Consider the following 24,343-nt stretch of genomic DNA (forward strand, 5'->3'; position numbering starts at 1 on the left):
ATCAAAATAGAAGTAGCACTTGCTAAAGCTGAGGCCAAATGTGGGGTGATTCCTCAAAAAGCAGCAGACGAAATCGCCGATCGTTGTTCAATTCAAAAAATTGATTTTAATTTGCTGAAAAAAGAGACGGAAAATGTAGGTTACCCTATTTTACCCCTTATTCACCAATTAGTTAAACAATCTGGTGAAGCTGGTAAGTATCTCCATTGGGGCGCGACAACTCAAGATATTATGGATTCTGCAGTTGTCTTGCAAATGAAAGAAAGTTTAAGACTTGTTGAAGATGATTTAAAAGCGATAAGAAATAGGCTCAATGAGATATCTCTATTTCATAGAAATACCCTTATGGCTGGTAGGACGCATCTTCAGCAGGCATTGCCAATTACTTTCGGATATAAAACCTCCACGTGGTTATCAATGTTCGACCGACATCATGACCGTTTACTAGAACTTAAGCCTAGAGTTATGGTCGGTAGTTTTGCAGGTGCAGCTGGTACTCTAGCTTCCTTGAAGGATAAAGGCTTAGAAGTGCAAAAAATGTTGATGGAAGAATTAGGATTGAATGTTCCTGAATCCACGTGGCACACAGCTAGAGATACATTTGGTGAAGTCGTTAACTTCCTTGCGCTTTTATCAGGTTCTCTCGCTAAAATAGCTTACGATATCATGCTAATGGCAACGAATGAAATTGGTGAGCTTTATGAGCCTTTCGTCAAGGGTAGAGGCTCAAGCAGCACAATGCCACAAAAAAGAAACCCTATATCTTGTGAGATCATTCTCGCTTCAGCAAAAATAGTTAGGCAAAATGCAGGTTTGATGCTGGACGCAATGGTGCAGGACTTCGAGAGAGCGACAGGACCATGGCAAGCTGAGTGGGTGGCAATTCCTGAAAGCTTTATTGCATGTTCTGGCGCATTGCATCAAGCCAGGTTTTTACTTGATGGTTTAGAGGTAGATGAGCAAAAGATGCGAGAGAACCTTGAATTGACCAACGAAATGATAATGTCTGAAGCCGTTATGATGGGGCTAGCTCCAATAATAGGGAGACAGCAAGCCCACGATGTGGTTTACGATGCTTGCCGTACAGCGAATGAACAAGGAAGAACATTATCTGATTCCCTCTATGAGTTGGGTGTCATAAAGGATAATTTTACCAAAGAACAAATTAATGACTTTACTAATCCTGCAAATTATTTAGGTGAGGTTGAAAATATGATCAATCGAACACTATCGCATTCAGAAAAGCGAGGAGGTTACTAGTTGAGGTGCATATCGCATTGAACATTAAATAAACCACACTAAAGAGTTGTGTTGTTGTACTCAACCTATTTGTCACTAGGCAACTCGATAGCTCTCGCTTATATCAAGCAGGATAAATCGGTTTACTATCGAGGCGCCTAGTATCAATCACTACTCAACAAAAGAAATTTTGGAGCTACGTATTTGTTGTCAAGATTAGAACTTTAAAAAGCATTTATACAAACGTTCCAAAGAAGAGTCGTATGTGAAGCTTCTTACGCATGCAGCTGGTTGAATTGGAAGTTGGTAGCAAACGTACCGTAGAAACGCTTTTTTGCTTCGTCAGAATCAATAACAATGAACTTCCAAGGTTTGAGAGTTAATCGATGATGCAGATAGACGAAGTGCCTCTTTAATGACTTGTATATCTTCTGTGTCAATTGTCTTGTTAAGCAAGCAAGAGGAATCAGGGACACAGAATACGTCAAGTTAAAGATATGGCAAATCTCAGTTAAAGAAACATACTCTATGTTTTATTCAAAAACTTAAGTTCACTTAAGCAGAAAAGAACCAAAGAAAAGATTGTCAAACTTCGCTCTGGAGCGAAAAAATAATATCGTAGATATAATCTAACCGGATAAATTTTATTCTTTAAATCTATTGAAATTGACGATTATAAAGGTGATATTTATATGTGTAGTGCAGTGAACCGTGAATCTTGTACAATTTACGACTCATTCTTGTTTAAAAACTCATTTAGCACAGAAGCAATGAGAAAAATATTCAGTGATAAGTCTTTAGTCAACTACTAATCAAAATAGAAGTAGCACTTGCTAAAGCTGAGGCCAAATGTGGGGTGATTCCTCAAAAAGCAGCAGACGAATCGCCGAGCGTTGTTCAATTCAAAAAATTGATTTTAATTTGCTGAAAAAAGAGGTGGAAAATGTATGCTACCCTATTTTACCCCTTACCCACCAATTAGTTAAGTGAGAGAATTTCAATTCACATTGGTGTGACGACTAAGAAACTTATACAATAAAGCTATTACGAAAAATTTTTCATGAAACGCAAGAGTTTTTTACAAGATATTAGTAACGAACGTCCAATTGAGCTACCTCTAACAACTTGGAGCCAAGTATCTTATTGTCAATCGAATTACAAAGACGAACTCTTTCAGCAATATGCTATTGACTTCCCACTGGATCTGATTGGTTCCATACCTAAGCGTAGAGCAGAATACTTAGCTGGAAGACTAGCAGCACAACAAGCTTTACTGAATTTAACTAATAAGATTCATCCAATATTGATGGCTGCAGACCGAACCCCCATTTGGCCTACTGGAGTTATCGGTTCTATTACTCATACGAACAAGCATGCAATAGCAGTTACAGTGCTGTCTAAACATCAGAAAGCTATAGGTGTGGACCTAGAAAATTGGATTGAACCTAACATCGCTAGAGAAATAGCTCCAGTTATTATCAATGCTCAAGAACGTAAGCTTATTAATAAAAGCAGCTTCGAATTCAGCCGAGGGCTTACTGTAATATTTTCGGCAAAAGAAAGTCTGTATAAGGCCTTGTACCCTATCGTTGGATCTTTTTTTGGCTTCGAATGTGCTCAAATGAATTACATAGATATTAATACAGGTGAATTCTCTATATCCTTAACTGAAGATCTGAGCAAAAAAAATCTAAAGGGATCGAAAGTTCAAGGATACTTTCATCAGTCAAGTGAGTCAGTTTTGACAGTCATTAGTAACTGCTCCGTTCCTATGATTTAACACACTGACTGAAGTGAATTGGAGGTAGAGAAGGAAGAAATAGTGCATGAGATTTTTTATGTCAAATCGCTGACGGCACTATTTGTCGATTTGTAGCGCCAGCACGAAATGAGGCAGTAAAGCTGCCAACTCTGTGCTCTACATCATTTACTTCGCCGCATTATGCATTTTTGGCTGCATGAGCTCTGGATGAAATGCACCTTTGGCACCCATGTCTACAATCGTATATTCAGATGTATTGATTGTCGTTTGGTCTCTATCCAGAGAAATTTTGAGATGCTCAAGCATCAGCTCTTCAAGTTTCGTGTTGTAATGCTTGAATTCCTCTTCTGTAAGCCTAAATTTAGCCATAATAAAATAGGCATCGTTAGACGTAATGTTTTGTACTTACTCTTTTAAACTATCGATAAGTTGGTTTTTAAAATACATTGGAAACTGATTCGAATCTGAAAAACAAATATGCTTAGAGACCAATAGTTTAAACTGACATCTCCTTACTATCTCAACAAGGTCGATTGATTCTAGCTTTCTTAAATAGAGGTATAATGATGCTTCATCCAATTGAAATCTTTTCATCAGAATCTGGTCCTCTGTCACCGCAAATCTCTGAAAACACGGTATAGAGCTCTGGCTCTTCACAAAATGCCTTGTCTTGGTTAGCTGTAAATGTAGGTATTTGAATCACTAACTTTTCTGCTTCAACCACAATTTGAGACAGAGATATTTGTGCCAATTCAGCCAACTTAACTAGGCAGCTTGTAAAAAGCGACTGACTCATGTTTAGCAAACGCTTCACACTCACTTTCGAAATACCCATTTGCTCGGCAACGTCTTTATGAGATAGCCCCACACCTTTCAATCATGGTGTGCAATATATGTGTGAAGCATTTCAACATTCTCTGGAAAAGCATGGTTTAATCTCAAGTATGAGTCATGCAGGAAATTGTTTAGAAAATGCTGTAACCGAAAGGTTTTTCCGAATGTTAAAACCTGAGCGGATTAATTATCGTCGCTATCAAACAAGGCGTGAAGCGATGGCTGATATTATTGACTATATCGAGCTGTTTTATAACCAAAAGCGACGACATTATAAATTAGGAAATATCTCACCAGTAGAGTATGAAATGAAATTGAGAAAAAGTGCCTAAAGAAGTCTCCAAGTTTACTTGACCGTTACATTTACGTATCAAGTCTTTTAGTTGGGTATTAGGATAAAAGTTTAAGCTTTATACCTCAAAGCTCAAAAAATTATATGAAAGCCTGACTTTCAAAAGCAGTTGAAAGCTAAAGTTTTCGGGACTTTTTCTAACTATTTGAAAAAATGGAAAATTTGACTATATAATTTTGTTTTAATTTCACTATTTGGTTGCTATACAAGAGGAGTAGATGGGATTTATTCTTAAAAAGGTAATAGCGGCATTCTTAATGCCTTTTTCAATTGGTCTGCTACTGCTATTGCTCGGGCTTTGGTTCCTGTACCGAAATAGCTATAAAAAGGCCAAGATACTGTTAACTTTATCATTTATATGGATGTTCTTGATAGGGTATTCTCCGGTGTCCAATACAATAATAGAGCCACTAGAATCTGCGTATCCACCGCTGGCTATTAATAGTCAAATTAATGCGAAATATATATTACTTCTTGGTGGTGACTTTAGTGCGCGAGCATATGAAGCGATTAAGCTCCACCATCATTTACATGGGACTACAATCATCACGTCTGGTTTCCCTGGCCTTGGAAGAAAGATTCCAGAGGCAGTGTTAAGCGCAAAAAGACTGGTTAATCTAGGGGTGCCGAGAAGAGATATTCTTATCCAAAGTAAACCGAAAGATACTGAAGAAGAAGCAGAAAATATCAAACGTTTAATCGGTCAAAAGCCGTTCATCTTAGTCACTTCTGCGTATCATATGCCGAGAGCTATGAGTCTTTTTCGTGAACAAGGCTTAAACCCTATTCCAGCGCCAACAAACTTTTTACGTGAAGATATTCGCTTCCTATACATACCAGACGGGCGGGATCTTCTTAAAACACAAATTGCGTTTCATGAATACTTAGGACAAGCATGGAATAAACTTAAGGAGTGGAAAGCTTCTCTCATATAATGCCTATTTCTCAAGTGCTACTTGCTTCAAAGAGTGGCACTTTTTAAAGCCAACTTGCATCACGCTCTAGTCTGTTTCCCGAAAGACACACACTTTGTTTCTTCCGCTTCTTTTCGCTTCATAAAGGGCTTGATCTGCCTTGTTAATTGCCGTTTCAATAGAGCGTGAACTAGGGACTACTTGAGCGCATCCGATGCTCACGGTCATTGTGATCGATTTATCGTCACCTAAGCTTAACGGGGATGAGGCAATGTCTTTGCTAAGTGTTTCGAGTTTATTCTCGCTTTGCTCTAAGTCTGAGTCTGCTAACAATATCAGAAATTCTTCTCCTCCAAATCGGCAGAGTAGATCACATTCATGAAATGAATGTTTCAGTTTTTCTACGAGTTTTACTAGAGCGATATCACCACATTTATGGCCAAAGGAGTCATTGATTTTTTTGAAAAAATCTATATCAAGAAGGGCAATGGTTATTCGGTTCTGATTTGGCTGTTTTACAATACTCTTGTAGGCTAGCTCATAGAAGCCGCGTCGATTTAATAGCCCTGTTAGTGAGTCCTTGCTGGCGATAACTTTTAGCTTTTGTTCTTTCTCAACCTGCTTAGTCACGTCACGTTCAACGGCGGCAAAATAAGAGACTTCTCCCCATTCATCAGTAAGAGGAAATATGTTCATATCTAACCAATATGGAACGCCTGATTTTGTATAGTTTAAAATTGTTTCTCTAGCGGTTGTTTTCTTGACTAGGGCTTCCCGAACCCGCTGTGTGACCTCTACACTCGTTTCAGCACCCTGAAGTATCCTTGGTGTTTTTCCGATAACTTCGCTGGAGGTATACCCAGTCAGATCGCAAAAAGCATTATTAACATACACTATTTTAGGGCCGTCTGAGTCGATAGGGTTCGCCTCGGTTACGACTATCACATCATTTGCATGGGCAACGATATCTTCAAAAGATATTTTGGTTTTTTGGCTGGTGATGTCTAAGAAGCTCACAACAACCTGCTCAATATTTCCTTCAACGCTAAACTGAGGGAAAGCGTTGCACAAGACCCAGGTTACGACCTCAGAAGTACTATCGCATATGCCGATTTCAAGGTTTGATATTTCCTTTTTATCTTTGAGAACACGGTTAACGGGATAGTCTTGGTGAGGTAGCCACTTATAATTGCTGTCTATAAATCGCCAATCTGGGTCAAGCGCACTTTTCCCTAAAATTTGTTCCTCAGTTAAGCGTAATATTTCTAGCGCACTCGGGTTTGCATATAGGATTTTTGTAGAGGCATCGTGCACGACGACTCCTTCTTTCAAAGACTTAATTAGCTTGGTTAGGTTAATATTATCTGGATTCATGCTCGCAACGTCCTTGCTATGTGTTGGAAAACTCCATACGAAATCATGTTCGTCATATTTTAATTTAGCCACTTGAACGCATTTATCTATGGTTTATATGAAACTTTTCGAACGAATCGTGATTAAAGGGCAAGGTTGGCCTTGATTACTTTCATACTTAATTTGTCATTGGGGGTAGTTTTTAATGCTAGGAGTCTTCGTGGATCGAAAACGGAAAGTAGAGGCTTCTAGGTAACGAACCAAGTGTTGAGAAGTTTTCTACAATGATGGGTTGATTATTTCTAGTAGGAGTATGAGTGTATTAACTCAAGAGGATTTCTTGGAATGAAAACGCTCACTGTATTCATGACAATTTAAAGTTTCCTGATTGTTATAGGAATTGCCCAAAATATAGTGAACTGATAGTTGTAGTTGGTGCTCCCGATTTTCAGGAGCACCGGTTCAGTATTGTAGGGCTAGCTACTGTGTTTATTGGCATACGTGTCTGGAATGCTGCAAGTTACAGCGGCACCAGTGAAATTCGCGTACGCATAATATGACACGTCAATTGTGTATGGCGCTTGAGGTGTTGTCGTATTTTTATTCAGGTCAAACCAATTAGTTTTATCTTGGTTTCCTGTGTAAATAATATATCCGCCACCAGTATTGTCATGATTTTTAATCGTTGAGCTCACTCCACCCCAAGGAATCCAGTTACAATGAATTGTTGCCGGATAGGTTCCCGTTGTATTTAGGTAGTAACTAATTACGTTAGTAAAATCTATTTTCATAGAGCTATCACTTGGATGGGGTCTAGTGACTTGGCCAACAAAATTTGGACCAGTACCCGTTTGAGATAGTGTCATAACTATCGGATACTCTGAAACTGGTGGTGTTATTTCTTTCTTGTTTGTTTGTGTATTCGCTAACGAAGGAAATGAGACTGAAAGTGCCCCAACTGCTGCTAACGTTGAAAATATAATTCTTTTATTGTTCATAAAGCCAACTCCTTATCTACATGGCGGATATGAAAGTAGAGTAGTATGGGCCAGATTCAAACAATTAATTTGTTGTATGCACTAAAATGGGGTGACAAAGCCCATTTAGTTAATGCTTTGATAAATATCATATATATCGTGAAACAAGCATGAGACAGTAAAAGTAGAGCCTATAAATTTCATTTATATTCTCATCGTTCTTCTAGTGGTTTACATTTCTTTTGATTATGAATTTGGGCGGTATATATTTTTCCATGTTAATGCTTGAAGGGTGAAGTTTCGAGTATGGAAGTTTACGAATAGAGAAAGTATAAATGAAAACAATGCTATTAGGCTTCTGTGCTGCTTTTAAAAAATAGCCCCAATACAATATCGAGGCCGTATCATTAAGGATATGTCTACTGTTACAAGTTCTGGAAGGATAAGACACGGCGTTTTTATCAGAAGTCGCTCCGTGTCTTCATAAGATGACTATAATTGGCTATTAACGCACCGTATCTAAATGTTCGCGATAGTACTGCATGATTTCTGCAGGGGCTCTTCGATGCTTGATAAGCTTTGCCATTATCATCATCGCTTTTTCAGAATGTTGGAAGAATTTAAAATACCCATTACATAGGTAATTATGGTCGGGTTTTCCTGACGGGCCTTTTTCGAACCTATGTTTTGGGCAACCGCCGTAGCAAGCAAATTGATAGCGGCATTGTTTGCATTTAGCATTTTGTGTATCAAATTTTTCTATGCCAAATGATAGTACTTCGCTACTGTTGTTCATTTCGATAATCGACTTTTGATGGATATTGCCTAATTTATATTCTGGGTACACGTAATGGTCGCATTGATAGAGATCTCCGTTTGCTTCTAACGCGAACAGATGGCCACACTGAGGCGCGAGGACACACATAGAAGCAGGCTGCCCAATCCAGCTAGATAAAGTAGAGTCGAACATCTGCACAAAGACTTTGCCTACATCATTTCTCACCCAATGATCAAAAATGGTATTCAAAAACGTGCCGTATTCATTCGGGTCAACTGACCACTTTGTGACGTTCGCGAATTTCTCTTCTGGGCTTGCTAGCCACCCCTCTGTCGGCTCGGGCGATTTGGTTTCCCTTTCAACCAATGGAATAAATTGTAAATACTCAGAGCCTATGTCTTTGAGAAAATCATAAACTCTCTTTGGTTGTTTGACATTGTGAGCGCTAACGACGGTAAGTGTATTAAACTCAACACCATGTTTTTTAAGCAATGCGATGGCAGACATAACCTTTTTATGCGTGCCTTTTTTACTTCGAGATTTGCGATAATAGTCATGAAGATCTTCAGGTCCATCTATCGAAATGCCAATCAGAAAATGGTTCTTTTTGAAAAACTCACACCACTTATCGTTGATCAATATTCCATTGGTTTGGAAAGCATGCGTGATCTTTTTATTCGCGCCATACTTTTTGCAAAATTCGACCGCTTTTTGGTAGAAGTCGATTCCTAACAGGGTGGGCTCTCCTCCTTGCCAAGCAAAGTCGACATTGTCACCCGCTTGAGCTTCGATATGCTGTTTAATAAATGCTTCTAATGTAGCGTCTGACATGCGCCAGTTTTGTTGTCTCTCAGGGTAGAGCTTTTCTTTTTCTAAGTAGAAGCAATACTCGCAATCGATATTGCATACTGAGCCAGAAGGTTTGGTCATAACGTGACAGTTTGAAACTTGCACCATTAAATATCCTATTAAAGCTGGGGCGTAATATGAAAAATGTTTAGCTGATGGTTAAAGCGTTTCTAAAATCAGCTAGGTTGTGTAGGTCAACCGGGCAGAGCTTGCGATGGCCTTTTTTTAAAATGCCTGCTTCTTTGAGTGTTTTGCAATATCGAATGACTGTTGTCACGTCAGTGCCACTGTATTCACCAATTTCTCGATAAGTCCAAGGGTATTCTGGATACATTCGGAAAACATGGTAGATAGTATCTAGGATACGTGTTTTGGCATTAAACGCGTTAAATTGCATTAATCGTTTCTCGGCTTCACCGAGTTCGCAGCAGACTTTTTGCATGAGATATGTGGCCAAGTCTGGCGCTAGCTGATCTAATCGTTTGAAGTTCTTTATATCAACTTTAGTAATGGCGCTTTTGAGCATTGCTCTCGCAGTAGCAGGGTAGTTTTGTTCAGTAAATAGTGAACGATAACCAAAGTAAGAGCCGGGCCCATAGATCCTGAGTAAGGACTCTTTGCCGGTTTCACTCACTTGGTAGAGGCCAACAAGACCGTTTTCAACATAGTAGAATCCACTTGCTAAATCACCACCGCGATAGACTCTCTGCTTCTTGCTTCTTGCTTCTTGCTTATTGCAATTTTGTTCATGTGCTGTTTTAAGCTGGTTTGAGTTTCTAACTGCATCGCCAAAAGGTTGTTGCTTGATATGACCAACAAGATACTTGATCAAAACAAATATAAATATGATCGCTGCCATAAATATTTCTGCCTGTGACAACTTATAGTGATGCGAAATGAAACAGCAGATCAACCTTATAACATTTTGATTCAAGGAAATATTTATGGAGACCGTAACATTAGCAACGGATTTGCTATCTGCAGATGCGCTTTTATTGAAAGTACTTTTAGGTGGTATTTTTGGCGTCTATATGGTGCCAATCCGTCACTTGAGCAAAGCAACGGCATGGTTGCCGTGAAACGTGGCCCTGTTGTTTATTGTATCGAAGGCATAGACATTGAAAGTGAAGAGTACACAATTGATGATCTCGTCATGCCACTGGATGCCAAGTTCGAAGAGACAACAATTAGCGACCTGCCATATCAAATGGTCGGACTAACAACCCAAATGAATGTAAGACCAAACAAAGATACTTTGTATTTTAAGGTACAACCTGACCTCAGTAGTCAAGTTAACGTACGCTTAATTCCTTATTTCGCTTGGGCCAACAGAGAAGAACAAGACATGAGTATCTGGTTCCCACGTGGATAATTTTATTCCTTATGTCTGGTTTAGAGTATTCCTGCCTTTGTGCGGGAGTATTTGTAATCGGTCAGGCATTCTTATAACCTGCCGTATATTGAGATAGCTGTGGTACGACGCTGTTATATCGTGCTGTAGAAATTAGTAAACCTTTGGTGAGCTTTTGTAGAAGACCCTTGATCGTTGATAGCTCAAGTGTCTTCAACAAGTTTGAGTTTTATAACCTATACAATTGCTTGACTACTTTAAGCTCGCATAGTAAGCAGCAAGGTTTTCAATATCTTGATCGCTAAGCATAGCGGCTTGTGGTTGCATCAACATTGCTAGTCCGCCGCTACGTTCTTTATTTTTATAGGCCTTGAGTGAAGATACAATATACTGCTCATTCTGCCCTTTTATATTTGGATAGCCAGGGATAACAGCAATGCCGTCAGCACCGTGGCAGGCTGCACATACCATCGATTTCGCTTTTCCTGCTTCTGCATCTCCAGCAGCATACACACTTGAACAAGCCAAGCCTGCACCGATAGCAACTGCAATCATGAGTGTTTTCATAATCTATCCTTGTTACTGATTTTTAATCTTCGAGCCTGCTAGATATAACACATATGGAAAATACTTACTCCACAATAATTCACACTTTAGATACATATGCGCTCTAAAATAGGAACATGTACCTATTAGTGAGGAGCAATCAATTATTTGCTGTGTGATTCTATTTCTTTGAAATTAAAGGTTTAAAGGATACTAATGAAATTAGGAGTATTGGTGTGAGGCTTACGCAATGATCAAGGTGCTGAACAAGCTACTGCGCTTGGTATTCTAGAAACTTATTGTATCTCTTGAGAGTTAATCAAAAAAATAATTTAATATCTATAAAGAATTACATATTAGGCATTATTCATTATGTATATATTACGAGGTTTTATTAAATAATACAGAATGAATAACTAAATAAAGTTTTAAATATTTATTGCAAGTTAAATAAAATTGAAATATTAATATATTGTGAATTTATAAACTTAGGAGGTAATGTTCTGTAAATTATAGATACTCTTTTAAAGAATAAAAACCTATATAATTCTTTATATTTTTAAAATGGAAAAATAATATACTAAGGAAAGAACTCATGCCTTTTCACAAAGCTTCGCTATACTCAAAATTTATCTTCTCTGCACTTTTATTTACATTCTCTGTATATACTTGGGCAAATGACAACCAGAAACAATGTAATTTTATACAAGACCTCTATAAGAATTTGGACGCCTTTGAATGTCCAGAAAAGTCATTCGAGTTGGCGAAAGAACTCCCCCAACTAGCAGGGGACTCTTCGTTACAAGAGGCCATATGTGACGCTTATCCTTCCAATTACTATAAAAATTGTATTGATGGCCCTTTATCGCTTCCTTCTGAAATTTCCGCGATGAACAATATCAACCTTATATCAGAGGATAATCCACAAATATGTCAATATATGGAATCAGAAACTAGACATCAATTAATGGGCTACTTGCAGATATTTGTTAAGAAGGAATGTAACGCTACATCTTAAAGATAGATATCATAGAAACACATACCTAGCTTTGCAATCTAAGTTGGGTAATTCTATCAGAGTACGAAATCGAAGATTCTATATTATATGGTGGTTATTTTGTTCAAAGATAACTACCATAAATACATCATAATAGACTTGATATAGTTTGTTGTTCCGGCAGTTATATGGTTTTAATTTGTGACCTAATACCATTGGTCTGAAGAGTCTATTTTAGAATATTAAATCGTTTTTATTGTAGGTACTCTATTTCTTGAGATATAGCTACATTGAAAAAACAAAATCTTTAATGGCACGCCCGAAACCTTGGCACTCAACAATTCTTACTATGAGACCAAAAAATTTAGACGGTGTTTAAATAGCTTCCAATGGGAGGCTAGTTCTCATTACTTAATCCATGCTTTTTATACGGTTTAATCTGCAAAGCCATACTTGATCAACTTTTTGCCATGTGTCCTTTGATATTCTGGCTGAAACTGGATTGCATTGCTTGCCAGTATAGAGTCAATAGATGTGTCGCACTGTTGGAGGAGATTATGAAAATTAACGTAGAGCCTTTACTGGATAAAATCTCACAGAAAACTTATGAATTAGATGCGTATCGAGATCATCTAATTAAGGAGTCGGTGTGTTGCCTCAGAGATACAGCAGAGAACATGGTGAAATCTGCACTTCAGGCACAGCCCAATGTCATCTCCCGTCTTGGTGTCGATGGTTTGAAAGTTTTGAAAGAGGAATTCAAAGTAATCATGTCATCATTGGGCGCCCAAGCTCACCAAATATTAGAAAATGACGATCTGTGGGTGTACAAACAGGAAGTCTCGTTATCTAATTCGGAGAAACTGAAATGTGATGGCTTTTCCGTGGTAGATCAGAACCTTCCCCAATCGTTTATGGAAGCGATGACGTTGCTTTTATCGCCTATCGGCGCTTTGCTCAGCACATACAATTTAGCTGCGATGGGCGATTGGCAAATTGCAAATAGTGATTACCTATATCAGAGGACGATTTCGATAACTCCATCATTGTTGGAGTCTGCCGAAGAGTTTTCTATGAGACATCAAGGGTATGATCGATTGATTGAAGAGTTCATAGAATTACAAAAAGGGCATGAGCATAATTCGGTGTTGGATTTGTGGGATAGCATCTAAGCAAATTGAAATATCTCCCAGAGTTGAAATCAAACTGGGAGATTTATTTTAGCTAATGGTAATTAGTGCTTACCACAACGCATAATGGTTAAACACCCCCAAATGACTTTCGACATGTTTTTGCATTAGTCGAGCCTTCATATCTGCACAGATCGCGCGCATGATTGGGTCGTCAGTCACGGCAAGGTTGATCAATTCTTTTTTGTCAGTTCGATGATCATACAGCTCCTCTTCACCTGTATCTAAGTAATAGGTGTAGCGATAGTGTTTATCAAACAAAGAGATATTACGATTATCCAAACGGGCGGTATAGCAAGTGACCATTGGTGTGTTTTGCTCACCGCTCTCACCAAAAATATCAATGCCTTGAATATGAGCTGGAACTTCAATGCCCGCAAGGGTAAGCAGTGTTGGAACTACGTCAGCGTTACTCATAGCATTGTCGCACTCTGTTGGCAGTTTTGTATCAGCAGCTGGTTTAAGCACGAACGGTAGGTGCAACAAGTTATTAAAGGCAACATCATATTTACAGATCATATCGAGGTCACCTAGGAAATCGCCGTGGTCTGAAGTAAATACAATAATGGTGTCGTCGTATATGCCAAGTTCTTTGGTTTTCTCAATAATTTTTCCAACTGACTTATCGATAAGTTTTACCGAAGCTGCAGTATAGCGATAGGCTCTTTCTAGATCTTCTTTGTCTGCACTAAAGTTTTGCATGGCTTTTTCAACCGCTTCAGGTTTTTTGCCGACAATATCTTCTCGGCGAGCAAAATCGGGCACTGGAATATCGTGGAACTCCGCTGCTAATGATTCCGGCGGTGTGAACGGGTGATGCGGATCTGGGTATCCAACAAAGAGGAAGTTTGGTTTATCGTTATCACGATTCTGTTCTAAATGCTGACAAACTTCATCTGCCAGCCACATGGTATTGTGCAATTCTTCAGGTAATTTCGAGGCGTAGATATCACTTGCGATAGAGCCTTCTTTAGTATTGATGTCTTCTCCAGGAAAGACGTTTTCCAATTGTTCTTTATGGTTCTTGTGTAACCAACGACCATAATGGCCTCGGTTAATCTCATACTGATCATTCCTCCGTTCGTCTGGGAAGTCAAGCTGATGGACTTCTTCTTGAGGTTCGCGGGCACCAATCTATCGGAATTTGGCATTACGGCCAACGATTATTCAGTGACCGTCTCGCCCAAGGCGATATTTTCCTACCTTGTGGGGCCAATGGTGTTATTTCATCAAGGCGCTCATCACGTCGTATCTGGGTGATGTGGTGGACCCAGACAGCTTATTTATCATGAGAACGTGCTTTATTATCGCAGGCACGATGTGTTTATTTACGGACGCCTTTTTTGAGGACTAACATACGGTAGAAAAATGGGTTATAGTGGCGTTGCTCTCAGTAAGATACACTTTATATTCATTTTGATATTACCTAAGATCCAAAATCGCCGTCAGAGTCCAGTCGCGATTTTTTATTCCTCGTTTTTTTCGGCTCGCCCTCTTCTTCATCTTTTTTAAGATCAACGAAGTTGTAGCCTTTGAGGCGGTTCCCGTAGTTCATAAATCGAGTCACATCCTCGCTCATGCTCTCGGGCTGCGTCACACTCACGTAGAACGTAGTGAAATACGAGGTTTTCAAAAGCCGGGCCAGGTTATTTAAAAAGCACACCAAGATCCTGCTGAAAATCAGCACCATGTACACAGGCAGCATATTAATAAGAATGTCACTCCTCTCTGCTTGAGTGGCGACGAACGTCCAGAGCCAGTCGGTTGGTATAAAGTCTGAGCCAAAATACCTGACCACAAAGCCGATAAAGATAGCGGGCAATTGAATGGCGCCAAAGAGCCCATCACCACACTGCCTACGATATCAATGCCAAGTATCCCAACCAGGGCCGCTGGCACGTCCTGTTTAACGAGCTTGAGCTTTGTTGGCACTTCTTTAAGTGAGGCCTTATCAATCACTATGGCAGGCAATGAGAAGTTTTTAATTTAGCCCCACACTTCTTGTCTTGAACGGCGGCAAAGACGATTTCTTTGATTGTGGTCATAAAGCTGCTTTCATTACCATCTTCGGTTTGCACTCGTGAGATAATGATTAAATCAATGAGGGAGTAAACGAATATCGCAAAGCCTTGGCCCTTAACGGCGGCTTTGCCTTTGGTCATATCGGTGTCGATGCCTCTGAGTATATCAAACACCATGCCGCTCGATATGGCTTTGTGCTTCATATAGCAATACGAGACAATAGGGCTAATGAAAAAGTAGAGCATCAATAATAAGAGCCCAGTGCCCATATTGCCCCAGACGAAGAAGCTAAACAGAGCAGTGAAGACCGCCACGAGTTTCATTGAACCATATAAGGTCATATACAGCGCAGGTTTAAAGACGTCTTTATCTTTGCCAAGCAGTAGGAAGCTGTTTTTTAAAAGTCCCTTTACGTCTTTTCCTTTTGCCCCTATGGCGGGAAAGAAACCAAATATAATTCACCTAAACTTAAATAAGAAAAAGATAGTAAAGCCTTCGTACTTATTATTGATTACTTTTAATAACGAACGGTCACTGCTTAATATTTAGTTACGGGCTGGAATTAATCAAGAGTACGTTGGGTGAAGGTAACCAAAGAATTAAATTACAATTGGTTCTTTATAGCTCAAGAGCTACTTTAGTTAAGTTCAAATCATAAACCGACAACATTGTTTCGATTTGTCCGCCTTTCACTGTGCAGACAACCACTTCATCTACAATGGATTCGTTGAGCGTATGATATCGTATCACGATAGTGAACGTATTATTTTCATCGTTAAAACAACGTGTGATAGGCTCAAAATGTTTAATTTTCGATAAGCTTACTTGGATATATTCTTCTGGGTTTGCAAACTTATTTAAAAACTCTTCTTTGTTAGCATTTTTCCAATAAGGTGATGAAAACAGGAAGTTTGCTGATAATACTTCTGAGTTAAGTATTCCTGTTGTCAGCCACGTTTCGATTTCAATAGAAAGTTTCTCTGTAGTAAATTGCATAATATTGCTCTGGTTGGTCAGTAGTGAAATGCAATTCTACTTTGGGTGATTGATGAGTAAACCTCACATCTGGGGTTTACAAAAAGTAAGCTAGGTGCTGATTGGTTTTTATTAGACAATCAACCCATTTAAATAAGACATATAGACAGCTTGTGTAATGTTTGAAACATTGAGCTTTTGTATAATGTTTCTTCTATATGAGTCAATGGTGTTTTTAGAAAGCCCAATAATTGTCGCAATTTCTTCGGATGTTTTTCCCCTCGCAGTCCAGTATAGGATTTGAGTCTCTTTCTCGGAAAGCTCTAAAGTGTCATTTTTATAATGGTTAAGAATGATATTTTTCCGATATTCTTGGTCAGAATAAAATCGTGTTACCTTTAACTCTGGAAGCACCGATGTATATTCGTCGATGAATGTGCTAACGAATCTAAATGAGAAGGACAATACTTCATTCTTGGTTTGTTCATATATTTTGCTAATACTCTCATGGTTAGATTTTGTGTTGTAAGCAATGATGATATTACAGTCATTACAACTCCTTGATATACAGTAGCAGCGGTAAAAACCGTTATCGTTCATATATGTATTTATTCTTTTCTGTATCGAGTCTAGGTTAACAAATTCTTCCGGTGTTAGAAGCTCCTTGTCTTGGTGAAAATGAGGAGACAAAAGCACATCCCCTCGGCTTAGTCCCGTCATTTCAGTATATAGGGCAATTTTTGGAGCACTGGAAATCCAAGCGACTTTTCCCGACTTGAGAACTATTGCTATCGCAATGCTCGAAAAATCCTTCAGATGATTTATGTCCTTTACTAACGTTTTGACTAAGTGCCTATTTTTGACAGAAAGTACATCCCAGCATTTCTTGTTCATAAATCACCTATGAAGCTTATCTACATATTTAGTATGCCAGCTTTTATACAAATAACCTGAACTTGAGATAATTTATGCCTATCAGAATTGTCCTTTTAGCGTTTAACGTCGTTTAAATAAACGCTATATACTCGTTGCTGTTTATGGTTTTTCCTAGTTATCCATCTAAATATCGGCACTGATTTCTTCAACGGAACTATCTATTGAACATATGGGTTTTGCTGACTTTCTTATCCCAAGCACAGATTAAATAACTTTATTTTCCGCCCTAAATCACTTACTACTGTACAAAAGACATCTTTTTTTAGCAGATGGAATGCTCTGTAGTTTTACCGATAGTGAATAGTAGTGGAGCGGGAGCGAATGCGAGAAATGCCCTTGGCACATCAGTGATGGGAGGAATGATAGCCGCAACGCTTTGGTTTCAAAATGGCTTAGAAATGGTTTAACTGCATTAGGCAAGTAGGAGTAATCGTATGGAATTAAAGTGTCACTATAGAAGAGTTCGATTGGAACTTAACTTAAGTTATCCGTACTTCGGAAATTTCACTAAATGTTTTTCTTTTATATCTTTGATTTTAAAAAGCTATTAACCTACTAGCTCAACTATTTACGTTATTCTTACGTTGTGTATAGTGGAGTTCGTGTTAATGCATGAAGGGATTGAGATGAAAATTATTGTTGAAACTCCAAGGCTGATAATTCGTGAATTTATACTGGCAGACGCTGAAGATGTTCTCTACTTCAATTTACCAACCGAAGTCACTCGATACACAGGTGATGCGGACCTATGCAAGAAAATTGAAGATGCCAAGTCAATAATTGAAAACATATGGCTAAAACAATATGCAGAAATTGGTTTTGCTCGTTGGGCGGTCGTCTTAAAAACGATTGCGAAAGTTATAGGTTTCTGTGGTTTCAAAAGTGAAGCACGTATTAATGGAGTCGATTTAGGATACCGTTTTCATCCAGACTATTGGGGACTGGGTATTGCTTCCGAAGCCACTCAAGCTTGTATAGAATATGCGCGTAAACATATGGATATTAAAACCATATATGGTACAGCAATGTCAGATAACTTGGCTTCAACTCGCGTACTGAAGAAGTTAGGAATGCAATATGTTCGGAAGCACAAGCAGGACAACCATATTTTTGATTGTTATCAAATGAATTTACATTCACATAATATTTGAGGCTAAGTGAATATTTTAATTGAGCAAGAAAAAGCACTTCATAAACACGAAACTCGTCAAAATTTGGTTGAAGTCGTTCGGTTTCTACACCCAACGTTCACTGAAGTTGGTCGTTCTGGAGAAAGCTACTCTTTCAGTAGCATTCTTGATCTGATGAAGTCAGAAGATCCAAGTGCAGGTAGTGGTTACCTTCATTCCCAAGACTATCAATGTTTGGAACTAGAAAAAACTGTTTATTTGATACTTTATAAATCGGCATGGGTTTCGGATGAAAGGTCTGTAAGCTGCTTTGCTAAGCGTTCATCTATATGGATTTATGAAGATAACAGATGGCAAATGAAGTACCACCAAGGAACCCCATGTTCATCATTTGAGTTAAAAGAATACCCATAATGGATATAAAATATGATCACTTGGCTTAAGGTGTAGAGTGCTGTATCGAAATGCCAAAGGCGAAACCCAAAGCTCTAACTTTCACTTGCCCTAAATGGCCCGAACATATAGCTCGGGCTTTCTAATGATCTCGTGGAATTGTAAAGGGCTTGGAGCAACTTAGATACTAGAACTACTCCCTACAGTGTTTCCTCAACTACTTTTCGTTATCTACACGGGTAAAGGCTGCGACTTCATTTTGAATCAGTTGTGCAGCGTAGGATGGGGTGACGGCTCTGCGTTCACCTTTTTCAACAAAGATGTCATCATCCCAAAAGTTATCTCTAAAATGACCTGACTGTAAGAACTCTACGACTACTTTCATAACGGCGATCCTCAGTAAATGCACTTTATTAAACCATAGCCCTAGACTGTGCGAATCTGTACACATAATACTGGAACATTAGGTTTACATTTTAATAACTTATCGAAATCGAGTGTGTAGGGTCTGTTGTGATCTTATAGCAAAAAGCAACCGATCAATCGCGAAATAACTAGAGTTATTTGGTGTGTTTTTAGACACATTTCGTTGCAATTATATCCAAGATAGGTCTGCCAATCAGGCCAATTTTGCGGGTGATCATGATTTATTACTGACTACTTTATGTATAATTCTTGGCTGTATATTCTAGCTATATTGATTGAAGGTAGTGATTTATGTGGAATAAACTGAATAAATCAATGATGTTCTGCCAAATGATGTTTGGTCTGTCGTTTTATGGCGTTCTGGTCATCCTTACCCGCTTTTTTTTAGAAGACCTCAATTACAGCGAAGCAAACACCATGATGATTGTGGGCGCTTTTTCTGCAATTGGCCCATTGTTTGCTATTGCCGGTGGTTTTATTGCGGATAAGTTTTTGGGCGCTTATCGTTCTCTCGCCATTGCTTACGGTACATTCGTGATTGGTTATGTGTTGTTAGTTTTAGGAGCATCAACTGTTAACGTGCCTTTAAGCTTGGTTGGCATCGCACTAGCAAGTTATGCCCGTGGATTAATGTCTCCATCCTACCCTAGCTTGTATAAGAGAACGTTTTCGAGTGAAGAAGAATTCGAAAATGGATATCCAGTTAACTACTCAGTGAACAATATTGGTGCTCTATTAGGCCAATACCTGTTCCCTATGATTGTATTGGTGATCGGCTTCAATGGCGGCTTCATGTTATCTGCTGTGATGGCTGCACTTGCATTTATCACTATTATTATTTTGAACAAGCCACTTAAATCAGTAAGTGAAGAAATTGATACAACACCAGTGTCGAAAAAGAATTGGATAAGCTTTACAGGCTTGTCGATTGCCATGGTTGGTGTCGTATTTCTTATGTTTTCTGACATGGAAGTTGGGCAAAATATTGTTTATGCCATTGGCGCTGCAGCGATATTATATTTCATCAGTTTGATGTTTAAGCTTGGACGATCGGCCGCGTTAAAGATGGGGACGATTTTAATTATGACGGTCTTGACTACCTGCTTTTTCGTCTATTACGGACAGATGATGACCTCGATGACTATGGTGGCAATCAATACCATGCGCGGAGATTTGTTTGGTATTATCCCTATTGCCCCTGAAGCTTCCATGGCTATGAACCCGTTGTGGTGTATCGTGGCAGGGCCTGCCATCGCTATAACGTTTTCTAAGCTCGAAAAGCGCGATATTCACTTTTCAACTGCGGCTAAAATAGCCATTGCGTTTGTTTTTACGGCGATTGCATTTGGTATATTAACGGTCGCAGTAACGAATATCGGCAGTGACGTTGTCATTAGGCCAGAAATATTCTTAGCTATTCACTTCTTCCAAGCATTTGCAGAAGTCATTGTTGGTAGTTTAGTGGTTGCGTTTATTCTTTCTGTTGCGCCAAAACAAATAGAAAACTTCTCAGTTAGCTTGTTTTATGTTGCGATGGCACTCAGCGGTATTGTTGGCGCGGTGTTCTCCACATCTATTGCATTAGAGAAAGGTCAACAAGTTACTCAGCAGATTGTGCAAAACGTTTATGGAAGCTACTTTGAGCTACTTACCGTTATGGCGGTGGTGCTGGTTGTTGTCGCGATTGTATGCTCGGTGATCATCAAGAAAATGCTTAAAGCGGCAGATGAAGCAGAGCTACCAAGTAGCGTTCAGCCTTCATAAAACTATTCACATTTATCGATGTTTCATAGTCAAACCACTTAGTGATATTTAAGCTAGGTGGTTTGCTGTTTTAATAGGCATATTTTTGCTCTCGCCTAAACCAAAATCCTCGCGTTTTGCACGTATACTTAAGTAAAACACATCCAATATTAAGGCTTGAATTGTGGGATATAACGCGCACGGATTTTATGAATTTTCTCATGAGTTTAATATTGCCTTTATCAAGATATCCGGAAGTTGGAATGAAGAAGGGGCGCAAAACTTCGATAGAGAATTCAGAGAGTTTGTCAGTGAGTTCGATGACAAACCTTGGGGGAGTATTGTCGATGTGAAAGATTGGCAGCTTGCCACTCCAGAAGTATGGGAGACAGTAAATCAAACCGCTCTTTGGGCCAGTCAGCACAACCATAAATTCGAGGCAGTAATTTGTCATCAGGAGTTAGCCAAATATCTTTTGGAAAAGCGTTTTCAAATCACACCTAGTCTGAAGAAAAGTTATTTTGAGACAAAAGAAGAAGCTTTAGAGTGGTGCAATGAGCAACTCGCACTCATTGATAAAGAGAGGTAATCGCTCTTTGAGGTATTTTGTGTTTAGAGCGTGTTTTTTCAGTAAAAAAATACCGAACTATTAAGCTCGGTAAAATCTTCTTAGGTGCAACAAATATCAGAAGTCGATATCACAGTATGATCGTCTTGCGAACATTGCACTAACTTTTTGAAAGGTATATATAAAACATAGGCAATGGTATCGATTTGTTGCAATTGATATTTTGCTGAATTCCATATAACTAACCCGATTTCAGGTTAATTAACAGCATGAATTATTGAAGCAACTTTTGCCGAGCAGAATGAATTGGATAGGCTTTACGTTTGTAAAGGCCGATTATGGCAGCGAATGTGGTGAGTCCCATTGAGGTATATGATATTGCAGAAAAACCGTAGTGTAGATAGATTTGCCCAAAGATACTGGTTCCTGCAAACACCCCAATATAGGTTATCGCACTGTACAAACCCATAATGGTGCCGCGCTTATTTGGGTCAACGTCAGTTAGCCTAAGAATCAATAGGTTTACCGCCAAATGGTTGCCCAGACCGAGCAAAAATAACACTAAATATATCGCGATGACATATTGGTTTAGTTGGGCCAAAAATAAGTAGAAGATAGAGACCAAAATTAAGGTTGCAAACAGCAGTTGCTTGGTGCCAACTCGCTTAGTGATTGGATGAAGAATGACGGCTGAGCCGAAACCTATTCCGTATATCATGGCGATCAGACTATTGGCTAATATTGGTAACCCAAGCCCATGGTGTAAATAATCCCCAATAAAACCATACATTCCGTAGAACGCAGCCATAAACGCGAAGCAACATATTAGCAGCGGTTTGATGCCGCGTAACTTTAATGCGGTGAGAGGCATGGGTGCAGATTGCTTTGTAATTGACTCTTTTATCTCTAGCTTAGATAAGCCATACCAAGCTGCTAGAGAGAGTATGGATATTGCGCCGTAAACTGCCCGCCAGCCAAGCCACTCGGAGACTAATACAGATAATGAAACCCCTGCAATCATACTGATAGTCCAACCTGTTAATACAACGCTTAAAATTTTGCTTTGTTGTCCACTAGGAGCGACGGAAATGGCATTAGAATAAATCGCTGGGAGTGCTATGCCGGCAATGAGTCCTACCATCAGCTGGGCTACAATCAAGACGATATTCATTGGTGCCACCGCACTCGCAAGCAATGCTATCGCCAATAGTATTAATGCAGCACGAAGCACTCGAACAGCGCCCAAGCGGTCAATGTGATGCGCAAAAAATAGGGCGCTCAATGCTGTTCCGAGCCCAAAAGCAGAAGAAGCTAACATAATATTAGACACGTTGGTGTTTAGCGATAATGCCACTTCAGGTGCAATCGGCCCTAGAACTAGTGAGTTTGCGCCTATCACTCCAATACATCCGGTTAACAGGTATGCCGCTTTAGGTATCTTGTTATTGGTGGCTGAACCATGTTCTAAAATCTTGCTATTAGACATAACCTTGACCTACTATTTTTTTCTGTACTTAATGTTATTCGAGATTTTGTTAGGTTACACAAACTAAATTCAGCAGAAAACCAAAGGTGCGAATATGAAGGAAAAAACAGATGAGGTTCAGCAAAATCCACCGAAAGACTGGGATCTCGATGCGACAGACCGAAGATTATTAGGTGTTTTGGTTGATGATGCGACGGTCAGCTATGCACAACTTGGCGAGCGGGCTGCGCTTTCTGCTCCTGCTGCCCATGAGAGAGTAAAAAGAATGAAGCGTTCAGGCGCGATTCGACAAACATCAGTTCTAATCGAACCTGATGCGGTTAAAAAGCCGCTACTTTCTTTTGTTCATATTGATACAAAAGGGTGGGGAATGACGCCGGATCTTATGGCAATATCCTCTCATCATGAAGTAGAAGAGATTCACTCGGTAGCCGGAGACACGTCGATGTTACTGAAAATTCGTACAGAAAACACGCGAACGTTGGAAAAGCTATTGTCTGATCTATTCAAGATATCTGGAGTTGAAGCTACTCGCACTTATATTGTGCTTTCAACTTATTTAGAACGGCCAGTGCAACCGGGCGATTAGGAAATGCCAAATTTTAGCTCGTCATATCGCGGCTACTCATTTTTTAGGCCCTTAACAGCAATAGAGGCGTCTCGGATAAGCGCCTCAGCCAATTTGCCGCGTTTTTTCACCAACGCAATAAACAATAAATCAATGACGACGTTTTGAGCGGCTCTTGAAGAGATTGAAGAGCTGCGCCATTTGCTTTCGTCTGCAATGCAATCGATGCAAATGGACGCAAGCGATCTCAACGGGCTTTTATGTATGGACGTAATGGCAACAATTGGCACTTTGGATTCTTTTGCAGCTTGAGTGATCAACTGAATTTCTGAACCTTTGCCGGAATAAGACAAAACGATTTGCACGTCGTTTGCATCGAGGGCTTTCGCTCTTGTTAGTTGAACGTGTGCGTCGACTTCAGCGATGGAGGTAATGCCAATTTTTAACAACTTATAAGCAAGATCTCGCGCAACCAATGCAGAACCTCCGACTCCGACGATTTGCACTCGCGTTGCTTTATTTATTATTTCAATCGCTTTATGGAAGTCTGACTCTTTGATTGAGGTGGTTGTGTCTCTGATGGCATTGATCTTTTCTTGCGCGAGCTTATCGGCAATTTCGGTAAGGGAATCGTTTGACGTAATGTGGTTGTGTAGGTGATTGTCTGAGTTGAGGTCTTGAGCTTGAACCCTGCCTAATTCCTGGCTGATTCCGACTTTAAATTGGGTAAAACCTTTGCAGCCAACTTTTTGCGTGAACTTAATGATAGCCGACTGACTAACGCCAACAATTTGAGCAAGCTCTGCTGACGAAAGGTTTACGATTATTTCTGGGTCTGCTAGCACCACATCCGCTATTTTGAGTCCGCTAGGGGACAGTGTGCTTTTGATAGTTTTTATTTTTGCTAATGTTGCCACAACGTATTCCAACACAATCAATGTAAAGACATTATTG

At 39.4% G+C, this 24,343-nt stretch carries 28 protein-coding genes and 2 pseudogenes; 14 read left to right on the forward strand and 16 right to left on the reverse strand.

Annotated elements, in window-relative coordinates; all coding sequences use genetic code 11:
• Positions 1-1,260: class-II fumarase/aspartase family protein (locus tag ACM2FC_RS08260; RefSeq protein ID WP_498480423.1), on the forward strand; the 1,260-nt coding region annotated here is incomplete at its 5' end.
• Between the two features lie 257 nt (positions 1,261-1,517).
• On the opposite strand, the pseudogene ACM2FC_RS08265 reads toward ACM2FC_RS08260, so the two are convergent.
• Positions 1,518-1,686: pseudogene (locus ACM2FC_RS08265) on the reverse strand (nitroreductase family protein); the annotation flags it as partial.
• A gap of 613 nt (positions 1,687-2,299) precedes the next feature.
• Between ACM2FC_RS08265 and ACM2FC_RS08270 the strand changes: the two are divergent.
• Positions 2,300-3,019 carry a 4'-phosphopantetheinyl transferase family protein gene (locus ACM2FC_RS08270; protein WP_498480424.1) on the forward strand — a complete coding sequence of 240 codons (720 nt, stop codon included), beginning with the start codon at positions 2,300-2,302 and terminating at the stop codon, positions 3,017-3,019.
• A gap of 147 nt (positions 3,020-3,166) precedes the next feature.
• Here the strand turns inward: ACM2FC_RS08270 and ACM2FC_RS08275 are convergent, their stop codons facing one another.
• Both ACM2FC_RS08275 and ACM2FC_RS08280 read right to left on the reverse strand, forming a co-directional pair.
• A complete protein-coding gene (locus tag ACM2FC_RS08275; RefSeq protein WP_498480425.1) occupies positions 3,167-3,370 on the reverse strand; it encodes a hypothetical protein in 204 nt (67 codons plus the stop codon).
• 202 nt (positions 3,371-3,572) lie between these two features.
• Complete coding sequence (locus ACM2FC_RS08280) at positions 3,573-3,869, reverse strand: helix-turn-helix domain-containing protein (RefSeq protein WP_498480426.1); 297 nt, start codon at positions 3,867-3,869, stop codon at positions 3,573-3,575.
• A gap of 25 nt (positions 3,870-3,894) precedes the next feature.
• Between ACM2FC_RS08280 and ACM2FC_RS08285 the strand changes: the two genes are divergently transcribed.
• On the forward strand, positions 3,895-4,167 hold the full coding sequence (locus tag ACM2FC_RS08285; protein WP_498480427.1) for an IS3 family transposase: 273 nt from the start codon (positions 3,895-3,897) through the stop codon (positions 4,165-4,167).
• Between the two features lie 238 nt (positions 4,168-4,405).
• Positions 4,406-5,122, forward strand: a complete 717-nt coding sequence (locus ACM2FC_RS08290; RefSeq protein ID WP_498480428.1) for an ElyC/SanA/YdcF family protein — start codon at positions 4,406-4,408, stop codon at positions 5,120-5,122.
• Positions 5,123-5,188: 66 nt separating this feature from the next.
• Here ACM2FC_RS08290 and ACM2FC_RS08295 read toward each other — a convergent pair whose 3' ends face one another.
• The 4 genes from ACM2FC_RS08295 to ACM2FC_RS08310 all read right to left on the reverse strand — a co-directional run bounded on the left by ACM2FC_RS08295 (position 5,189) and on the right by ACM2FC_RS08310 (position 9,917).
• The gene (locus ACM2FC_RS08295) at positions 5,189-6,547 is read right to left on the reverse strand and encodes a sensor domain-containing diguanylate cyclase (protein WP_498480429.1); all 1,359 of its coding nucleotides are present in this window, start codon (positions 6,545-6,547) and stop codon (positions 5,189-5,191) included.
• 383 nt (positions 6,548-6,930) lie between these two features.
• Positions 6,931-7,452 carry a hypothetical protein gene (locus ACM2FC_RS08300; protein WP_498480430.1) on the reverse strand — a complete coding sequence of 174 codons (522 nt, stop codon included), beginning with the start codon at positions 7,450-7,452 and terminating at the stop codon, positions 6,931-6,933.
• 484 nt (positions 7,453-7,936) lie between these two features.
• Positions 7,937-9,166 carry an anaerobic sulfatase maturase gene (locus tag ACM2FC_RS08305; RefSeq protein ID WP_498480431.1) on the reverse strand — a complete coding sequence of 410 codons (1,230 nt, stop codon included), beginning with the start codon at positions 9,164-9,166 and terminating at the stop codon, positions 7,937-7,939.
• A gap of 40 nt (positions 9,167-9,206) precedes the next feature.
• The gene (locus ACM2FC_RS08310; RefSeq protein WP_498480433.1) at positions 9,207-9,917 is read right to left on the reverse strand and encodes a Crp/Fnr family transcriptional regulator; all 711 of its coding nucleotides are present in this window, start codon (positions 9,915-9,917) and stop codon (positions 9,207-9,209) included.
• Between the two features lie 85 nt (positions 9,918-10,002).
• On the opposite strand from ACM2FC_RS08310, the gene ACM2FC_RS08315 reads away from it, so the two are divergent.
• Both ACM2FC_RS08315 and ACM2FC_RS08320 read left to right on the forward strand, forming a co-directional pair.
• On the forward strand, positions 10,003-10,137 hold the full coding sequence (locus ACM2FC_RS08315) for a hypothetical protein (protein WP_498480435.1): 135 nt from the start codon (positions 10,003-10,005) through the stop codon (positions 10,135-10,137).
• Positions 10,125-10,430: a hypothetical protein gene (locus ACM2FC_RS08320; RefSeq protein WP_498480436.1), complete on the forward strand. Its 306-nt coding sequence runs from the start codon at positions 10,125-10,127 to the stop codon at positions 10,428-10,430. The genes ACM2FC_RS08315 and ACM2FC_RS08320 overlap by 13 nt, the downstream gene beginning before the upstream one ends.
• A 231-nt stretch (positions 10,431-10,661) precedes the next feature.
• Here ACM2FC_RS08320 and ACM2FC_RS08325 read toward each other — a convergent pair whose 3' ends face one another.
• On the reverse strand, positions 10,662-10,976 hold the full coding sequence (locus tag ACM2FC_RS08325) for a c-type cytochrome (RefSeq protein WP_498480437.1): 315 nt from the start codon (positions 10,974-10,976) through the stop codon (positions 10,662-10,664).
• Between the two features lie 574 nt (positions 10,977-11,550).
• On the opposite strand from ACM2FC_RS08325, the gene ACM2FC_RS08330 reads away from it, so the two are divergent.
• Both ACM2FC_RS08330 and ACM2FC_RS08335 read left to right on the forward strand, forming a co-directional pair.
• Positions 11,551-11,973: a hypothetical protein gene (locus ACM2FC_RS08330; RefSeq protein ID WP_498480438.1), complete on the forward strand. Its 423-nt coding sequence runs from the start codon at positions 11,551-11,553 to the stop codon at positions 11,971-11,973.
• Between the two features lie 536 nt (positions 11,974-12,509).
• Entirely contained in the window at positions 12,510-13,124 is a 615-nt protein-coding gene (locus ACM2FC_RS08335) for a hypothetical protein (RefSeq protein WP_498480439.1), read from the forward strand.
• A gap of 69 nt (positions 13,125-13,193) precedes the next feature.
• On the opposite strand, the gene ACM2FC_RS08340 is transcribed toward ACM2FC_RS08335, so the two are convergent.
• The 5 genes from ACM2FC_RS08340 to ACM2FC_RS08360 all read right to left on the reverse strand — a co-directional run bounded on the left by ACM2FC_RS08340 (position 13,194) and on the right by ACM2FC_RS08360 (position 17,033).
• A complete protein-coding gene (locus ACM2FC_RS08340; RefSeq protein ID WP_498480440.1) occupies positions 13,194-14,150 on the reverse strand; it encodes a sulfatase family protein in 957 nt (318 codons plus the stop codon).
• A gap of 418 nt (positions 14,151-14,568) precedes the next feature.
• Positions 14,569-14,964 carry a hypothetical protein gene (locus ACM2FC_RS08345; RefSeq protein ID WP_498480441.1) on the reverse strand — a complete coding sequence of 132 codons (396 nt, stop codon included), beginning with the start codon at positions 14,962-14,964 and terminating at the stop codon, positions 14,569-14,571.
• A 136-nt stretch (positions 14,965-15,100) separates the two neighbouring features.
• Entirely contained in the window at positions 15,101-15,367 is a 267-nt protein-coding gene (locus ACM2FC_RS08350) for a hypothetical protein (RefSeq protein ID WP_498480442.1), read from the reverse strand.
• 415 nt (positions 15,368-15,782) lie between these two features.
• Positions 15,783-16,160 carry a hypothetical protein gene (locus tag ACM2FC_RS08355; protein ID WP_498480443.1) on the reverse strand — a complete coding sequence of 126 codons (378 nt, stop codon included), beginning with the start codon at positions 16,158-16,160 and terminating at the stop codon, positions 15,783-15,785.
• Between the two features lie 111 nt (positions 16,161-16,271).
• Entirely contained in the window at positions 16,272-17,033 is a 762-nt protein-coding gene (locus ACM2FC_RS08360; protein WP_498480444.1) for a response regulator transcription factor, read from the reverse strand.
• 326 nt (positions 17,034-17,359) lie between these two features.
• On the opposite strand from ACM2FC_RS08360, the pseudogene ACM2FC_RS08365 reads away from it, so the two are divergent.
• From ACM2FC_RS08365 to ACM2FC_RS08375, 3 genes and pseudogenes are all read left to right on the forward strand, one after another.
• A pseudogene (locus tag ACM2FC_RS08365) lies at positions 17,360-17,452 on the forward strand (efflux RND transporter permease subunit); the annotation flags it as partial.
• A 249-nt stretch (positions 17,453-17,701) separates the two neighbouring features.
• Entirely contained in the window at positions 17,702-18,226 is a 525-nt protein-coding gene (locus tag ACM2FC_RS08370) for a GNAT family N-acetyltransferase (protein WP_498480445.1), read from the forward strand.
• Between the two features lie 6 nt (positions 18,227-18,232).
• Positions 18,233-18,619 carry a nuclear transport factor 2 family protein gene (locus ACM2FC_RS08375; protein WP_498480446.1) on the forward strand — a complete coding sequence of 129 codons (387 nt, stop codon included), beginning with the start codon at positions 18,233-18,235 and terminating at the stop codon, positions 18,617-18,619.
• A 196-nt stretch (positions 18,620-18,815) separates the two neighbouring features.
• Here the strand turns inward: ACM2FC_RS08375 and ACM2FC_RS08380 are convergent, their stop codons facing one another.
• The gene (locus ACM2FC_RS08380; protein ID WP_498480447.1) at positions 18,816-18,983 is read right to left on the reverse strand and encodes a hypothetical protein; all 168 of its coding nucleotides are present in this window, start codon (positions 18,981-18,983) and stop codon (positions 18,816-18,818) included.
• Positions 18,984-19,315: 332 nt separating this feature from the next.
• Here ACM2FC_RS08380 and ACM2FC_RS08385 point away from each other — a divergent pair, with 332 nt between their 5' ends.
• Both ACM2FC_RS08385 and ACM2FC_RS08390 read left to right on the forward strand, forming a co-directional pair.
• Complete coding sequence (locus ACM2FC_RS08385) at positions 19,316-20,788, forward strand: peptide MFS transporter (RefSeq protein WP_498480448.1); 1,473 nt, start codon at positions 19,316-19,318, stop codon at positions 20,786-20,788.
• Positions 20,789-20,951: 163 nt separating this feature from the next.
• Positions 20,952-21,356 (forward strand): hypothetical protein, encoded by a 405-nt coding sequence (locus ACM2FC_RS08390; RefSeq protein WP_498480449.1) that lies wholly within the window; start codon positions 20,952-20,954, stop codon positions 21,354-21,356.
• Positions 21,357-21,609: 253 nt separating this feature from the next.
• Here the strand turns inward: ACM2FC_RS08390 and ACM2FC_RS08395 are convergent, their stop codons facing one another.
• On the reverse strand, positions 21,610-22,821 hold the full coding sequence (locus ACM2FC_RS08395; protein WP_498480450.1) for an MFS transporter: 1,212 nt from the start codon (positions 22,819-22,821) through the stop codon (positions 21,610-21,612).
• A gap of 94 nt (positions 22,822-22,915) precedes the next feature.
• Here ACM2FC_RS08395 and ACM2FC_RS08400 point away from each other — a divergent pair, with 94 nt between their 5' ends.
• Complete coding sequence (locus ACM2FC_RS08400; protein WP_498480451.1) at positions 22,916-23,410, forward strand: Lrp/AsnC family transcriptional regulator; 495 nt, start codon at positions 22,916-22,918, stop codon at positions 23,408-23,410.
• 32 nt (positions 23,411-23,442) lie between these two features.
• On the opposite strand, the gene ACM2FC_RS08405 is transcribed toward ACM2FC_RS08400, so the two are convergent.
• Positions 23,443-24,306: a MurR/RpiR family transcriptional regulator gene (locus tag ACM2FC_RS08405; protein ID WP_498480453.1), complete on the reverse strand. Its 864-nt coding sequence runs from the start codon at positions 24,304-24,306 to the stop codon at positions 23,443-23,445.
• Between the last annotated feature and the right edge of the window lie 37 nt (positions 24,307-24,343).

Source organism: Vibrio sp. A37, assembly GCF_059777565.1.

Coding starts and splice junctions, on each gene's coding strand:
- ACM2FC_RS08270 (WP_498480424.1), top strand. CDS start 2,300: ATGAAACGCAAGAGTTTTTTACAAGATATTAGTAACGAACGTCCAATT.
- ACM2FC_RS08275 (WP_498480425.1), bottom strand. CDS start 3,370: ATGGCTAAATTTAGGCTTACAGAAGAGGAATTCAAGCATTACAACACG.
- ACM2FC_RS08285 (WP_498480427.1), top strand. CDS start 3,895: ATGTGTGAAGCATTTCAACATTCTCTGGAAAAGCATGGTTTAATCTCA.
- ACM2FC_RS08290 (WP_498480428.1), top strand. CDS start 4,406: ATGGGATTTATTCTTAAAAAGGTAATAGCGGCATTCTTAATGCCTTTT.
- ACM2FC_RS08300 (WP_498480430.1), bottom strand. CDS start 7,452: ATGAACAATAAAAGAATTATATTTTCAACGTTAGCAGCAGTTGGGGCA.
- ACM2FC_RS08305 (WP_498480431.1), bottom strand. CDS start 9,166: ATGGTGCAAGTTTCAAACTGTCACGTTATGACCAAACCTTCTGGCTCA.
- ACM2FC_RS08310 (WP_498480433.1), bottom strand. CDS start 9,917: ATGGCAGCGATCATATTTATATTTGTTTTGATCAAGTATCTTGTTGGT.
- ACM2FC_RS08315 (WP_498480435.1), top strand. CDS start 10,003: ATGGAGACCGTAACATTAGCAACGGATTTGCTATCTGCAGATGCGCTT.
- ACM2FC_RS08320 (WP_498480436.1), top strand. CDS start 10,125: ATGGTTGCCGTGAAACGTGGCCCTGTTGTTTATTGTATCGAAGGCATA.
- ACM2FC_RS08325 (WP_498480437.1), bottom strand. CDS start 10,976: ATGAAAACACTCATGATTGCAGTTGCTATCGGTGCAGGCTTGGCTTGT.
- ACM2FC_RS08330 (WP_498480438.1), top strand. CDS start 11,551: ATGCCTTTTCACAAAGCTTCGCTATACTCAAAATTTATCTTCTCTGCA.
- ACM2FC_RS08335 (WP_498480439.1), top strand. CDS start 12,510: ATGAAAATTAACGTAGAGCCTTTACTGGATAAAATCTCACAGAAAACT.
- ACM2FC_RS08350 (WP_498480442.1), bottom strand. CDS start 15,367: ATGAAGCACAAAGCCATATCGAGCGGCATGGTGTTTGATATACTCAGA.
- ACM2FC_RS08355 (WP_498480443.1), bottom strand. CDS start 16,160: ATGCAATTTACTACAGAGAAACTTTCTATTGAAATCGAAACGTGGCTG.
- ACM2FC_RS08360 (WP_498480444.1), bottom strand. CDS start 17,033: ATGAACAAGAAATGCTGGGATGTACTTTCTGTCAAAAATAGGCACTTA.
- ACM2FC_RS08370 (WP_498480445.1), top strand. CDS start 17,702: ATGAAAATTATTGTTGAAACTCCAAGGCTGATAATTCGTGAATTTATA.
- ACM2FC_RS08380 (WP_498480447.1), bottom strand. CDS start 18,983: ATGAAAGTAGTCGTAGAGTTCTTACAGTCAGGTCATTTTAGAGATAAC.
- ACM2FC_RS08385 (WP_498480448.1), top strand. CDS start 19,316: ATGTGGAATAAACTGAATAAATCAATGATGTTCTGCCAAATGATGTTT.
- ACM2FC_RS08395 (WP_498480450.1), bottom strand. CDS start 22,821: ATGTCTAATAGCAAGATTTTAGAACATGGTTCAGCCACCAATAACAAG.
- ACM2FC_RS08400 (WP_498480451.1), top strand. CDS start 22,916: ATGAAGGAAAAAACAGATGAGGTTCAGCAAAATCCACCGAAAGACTGG.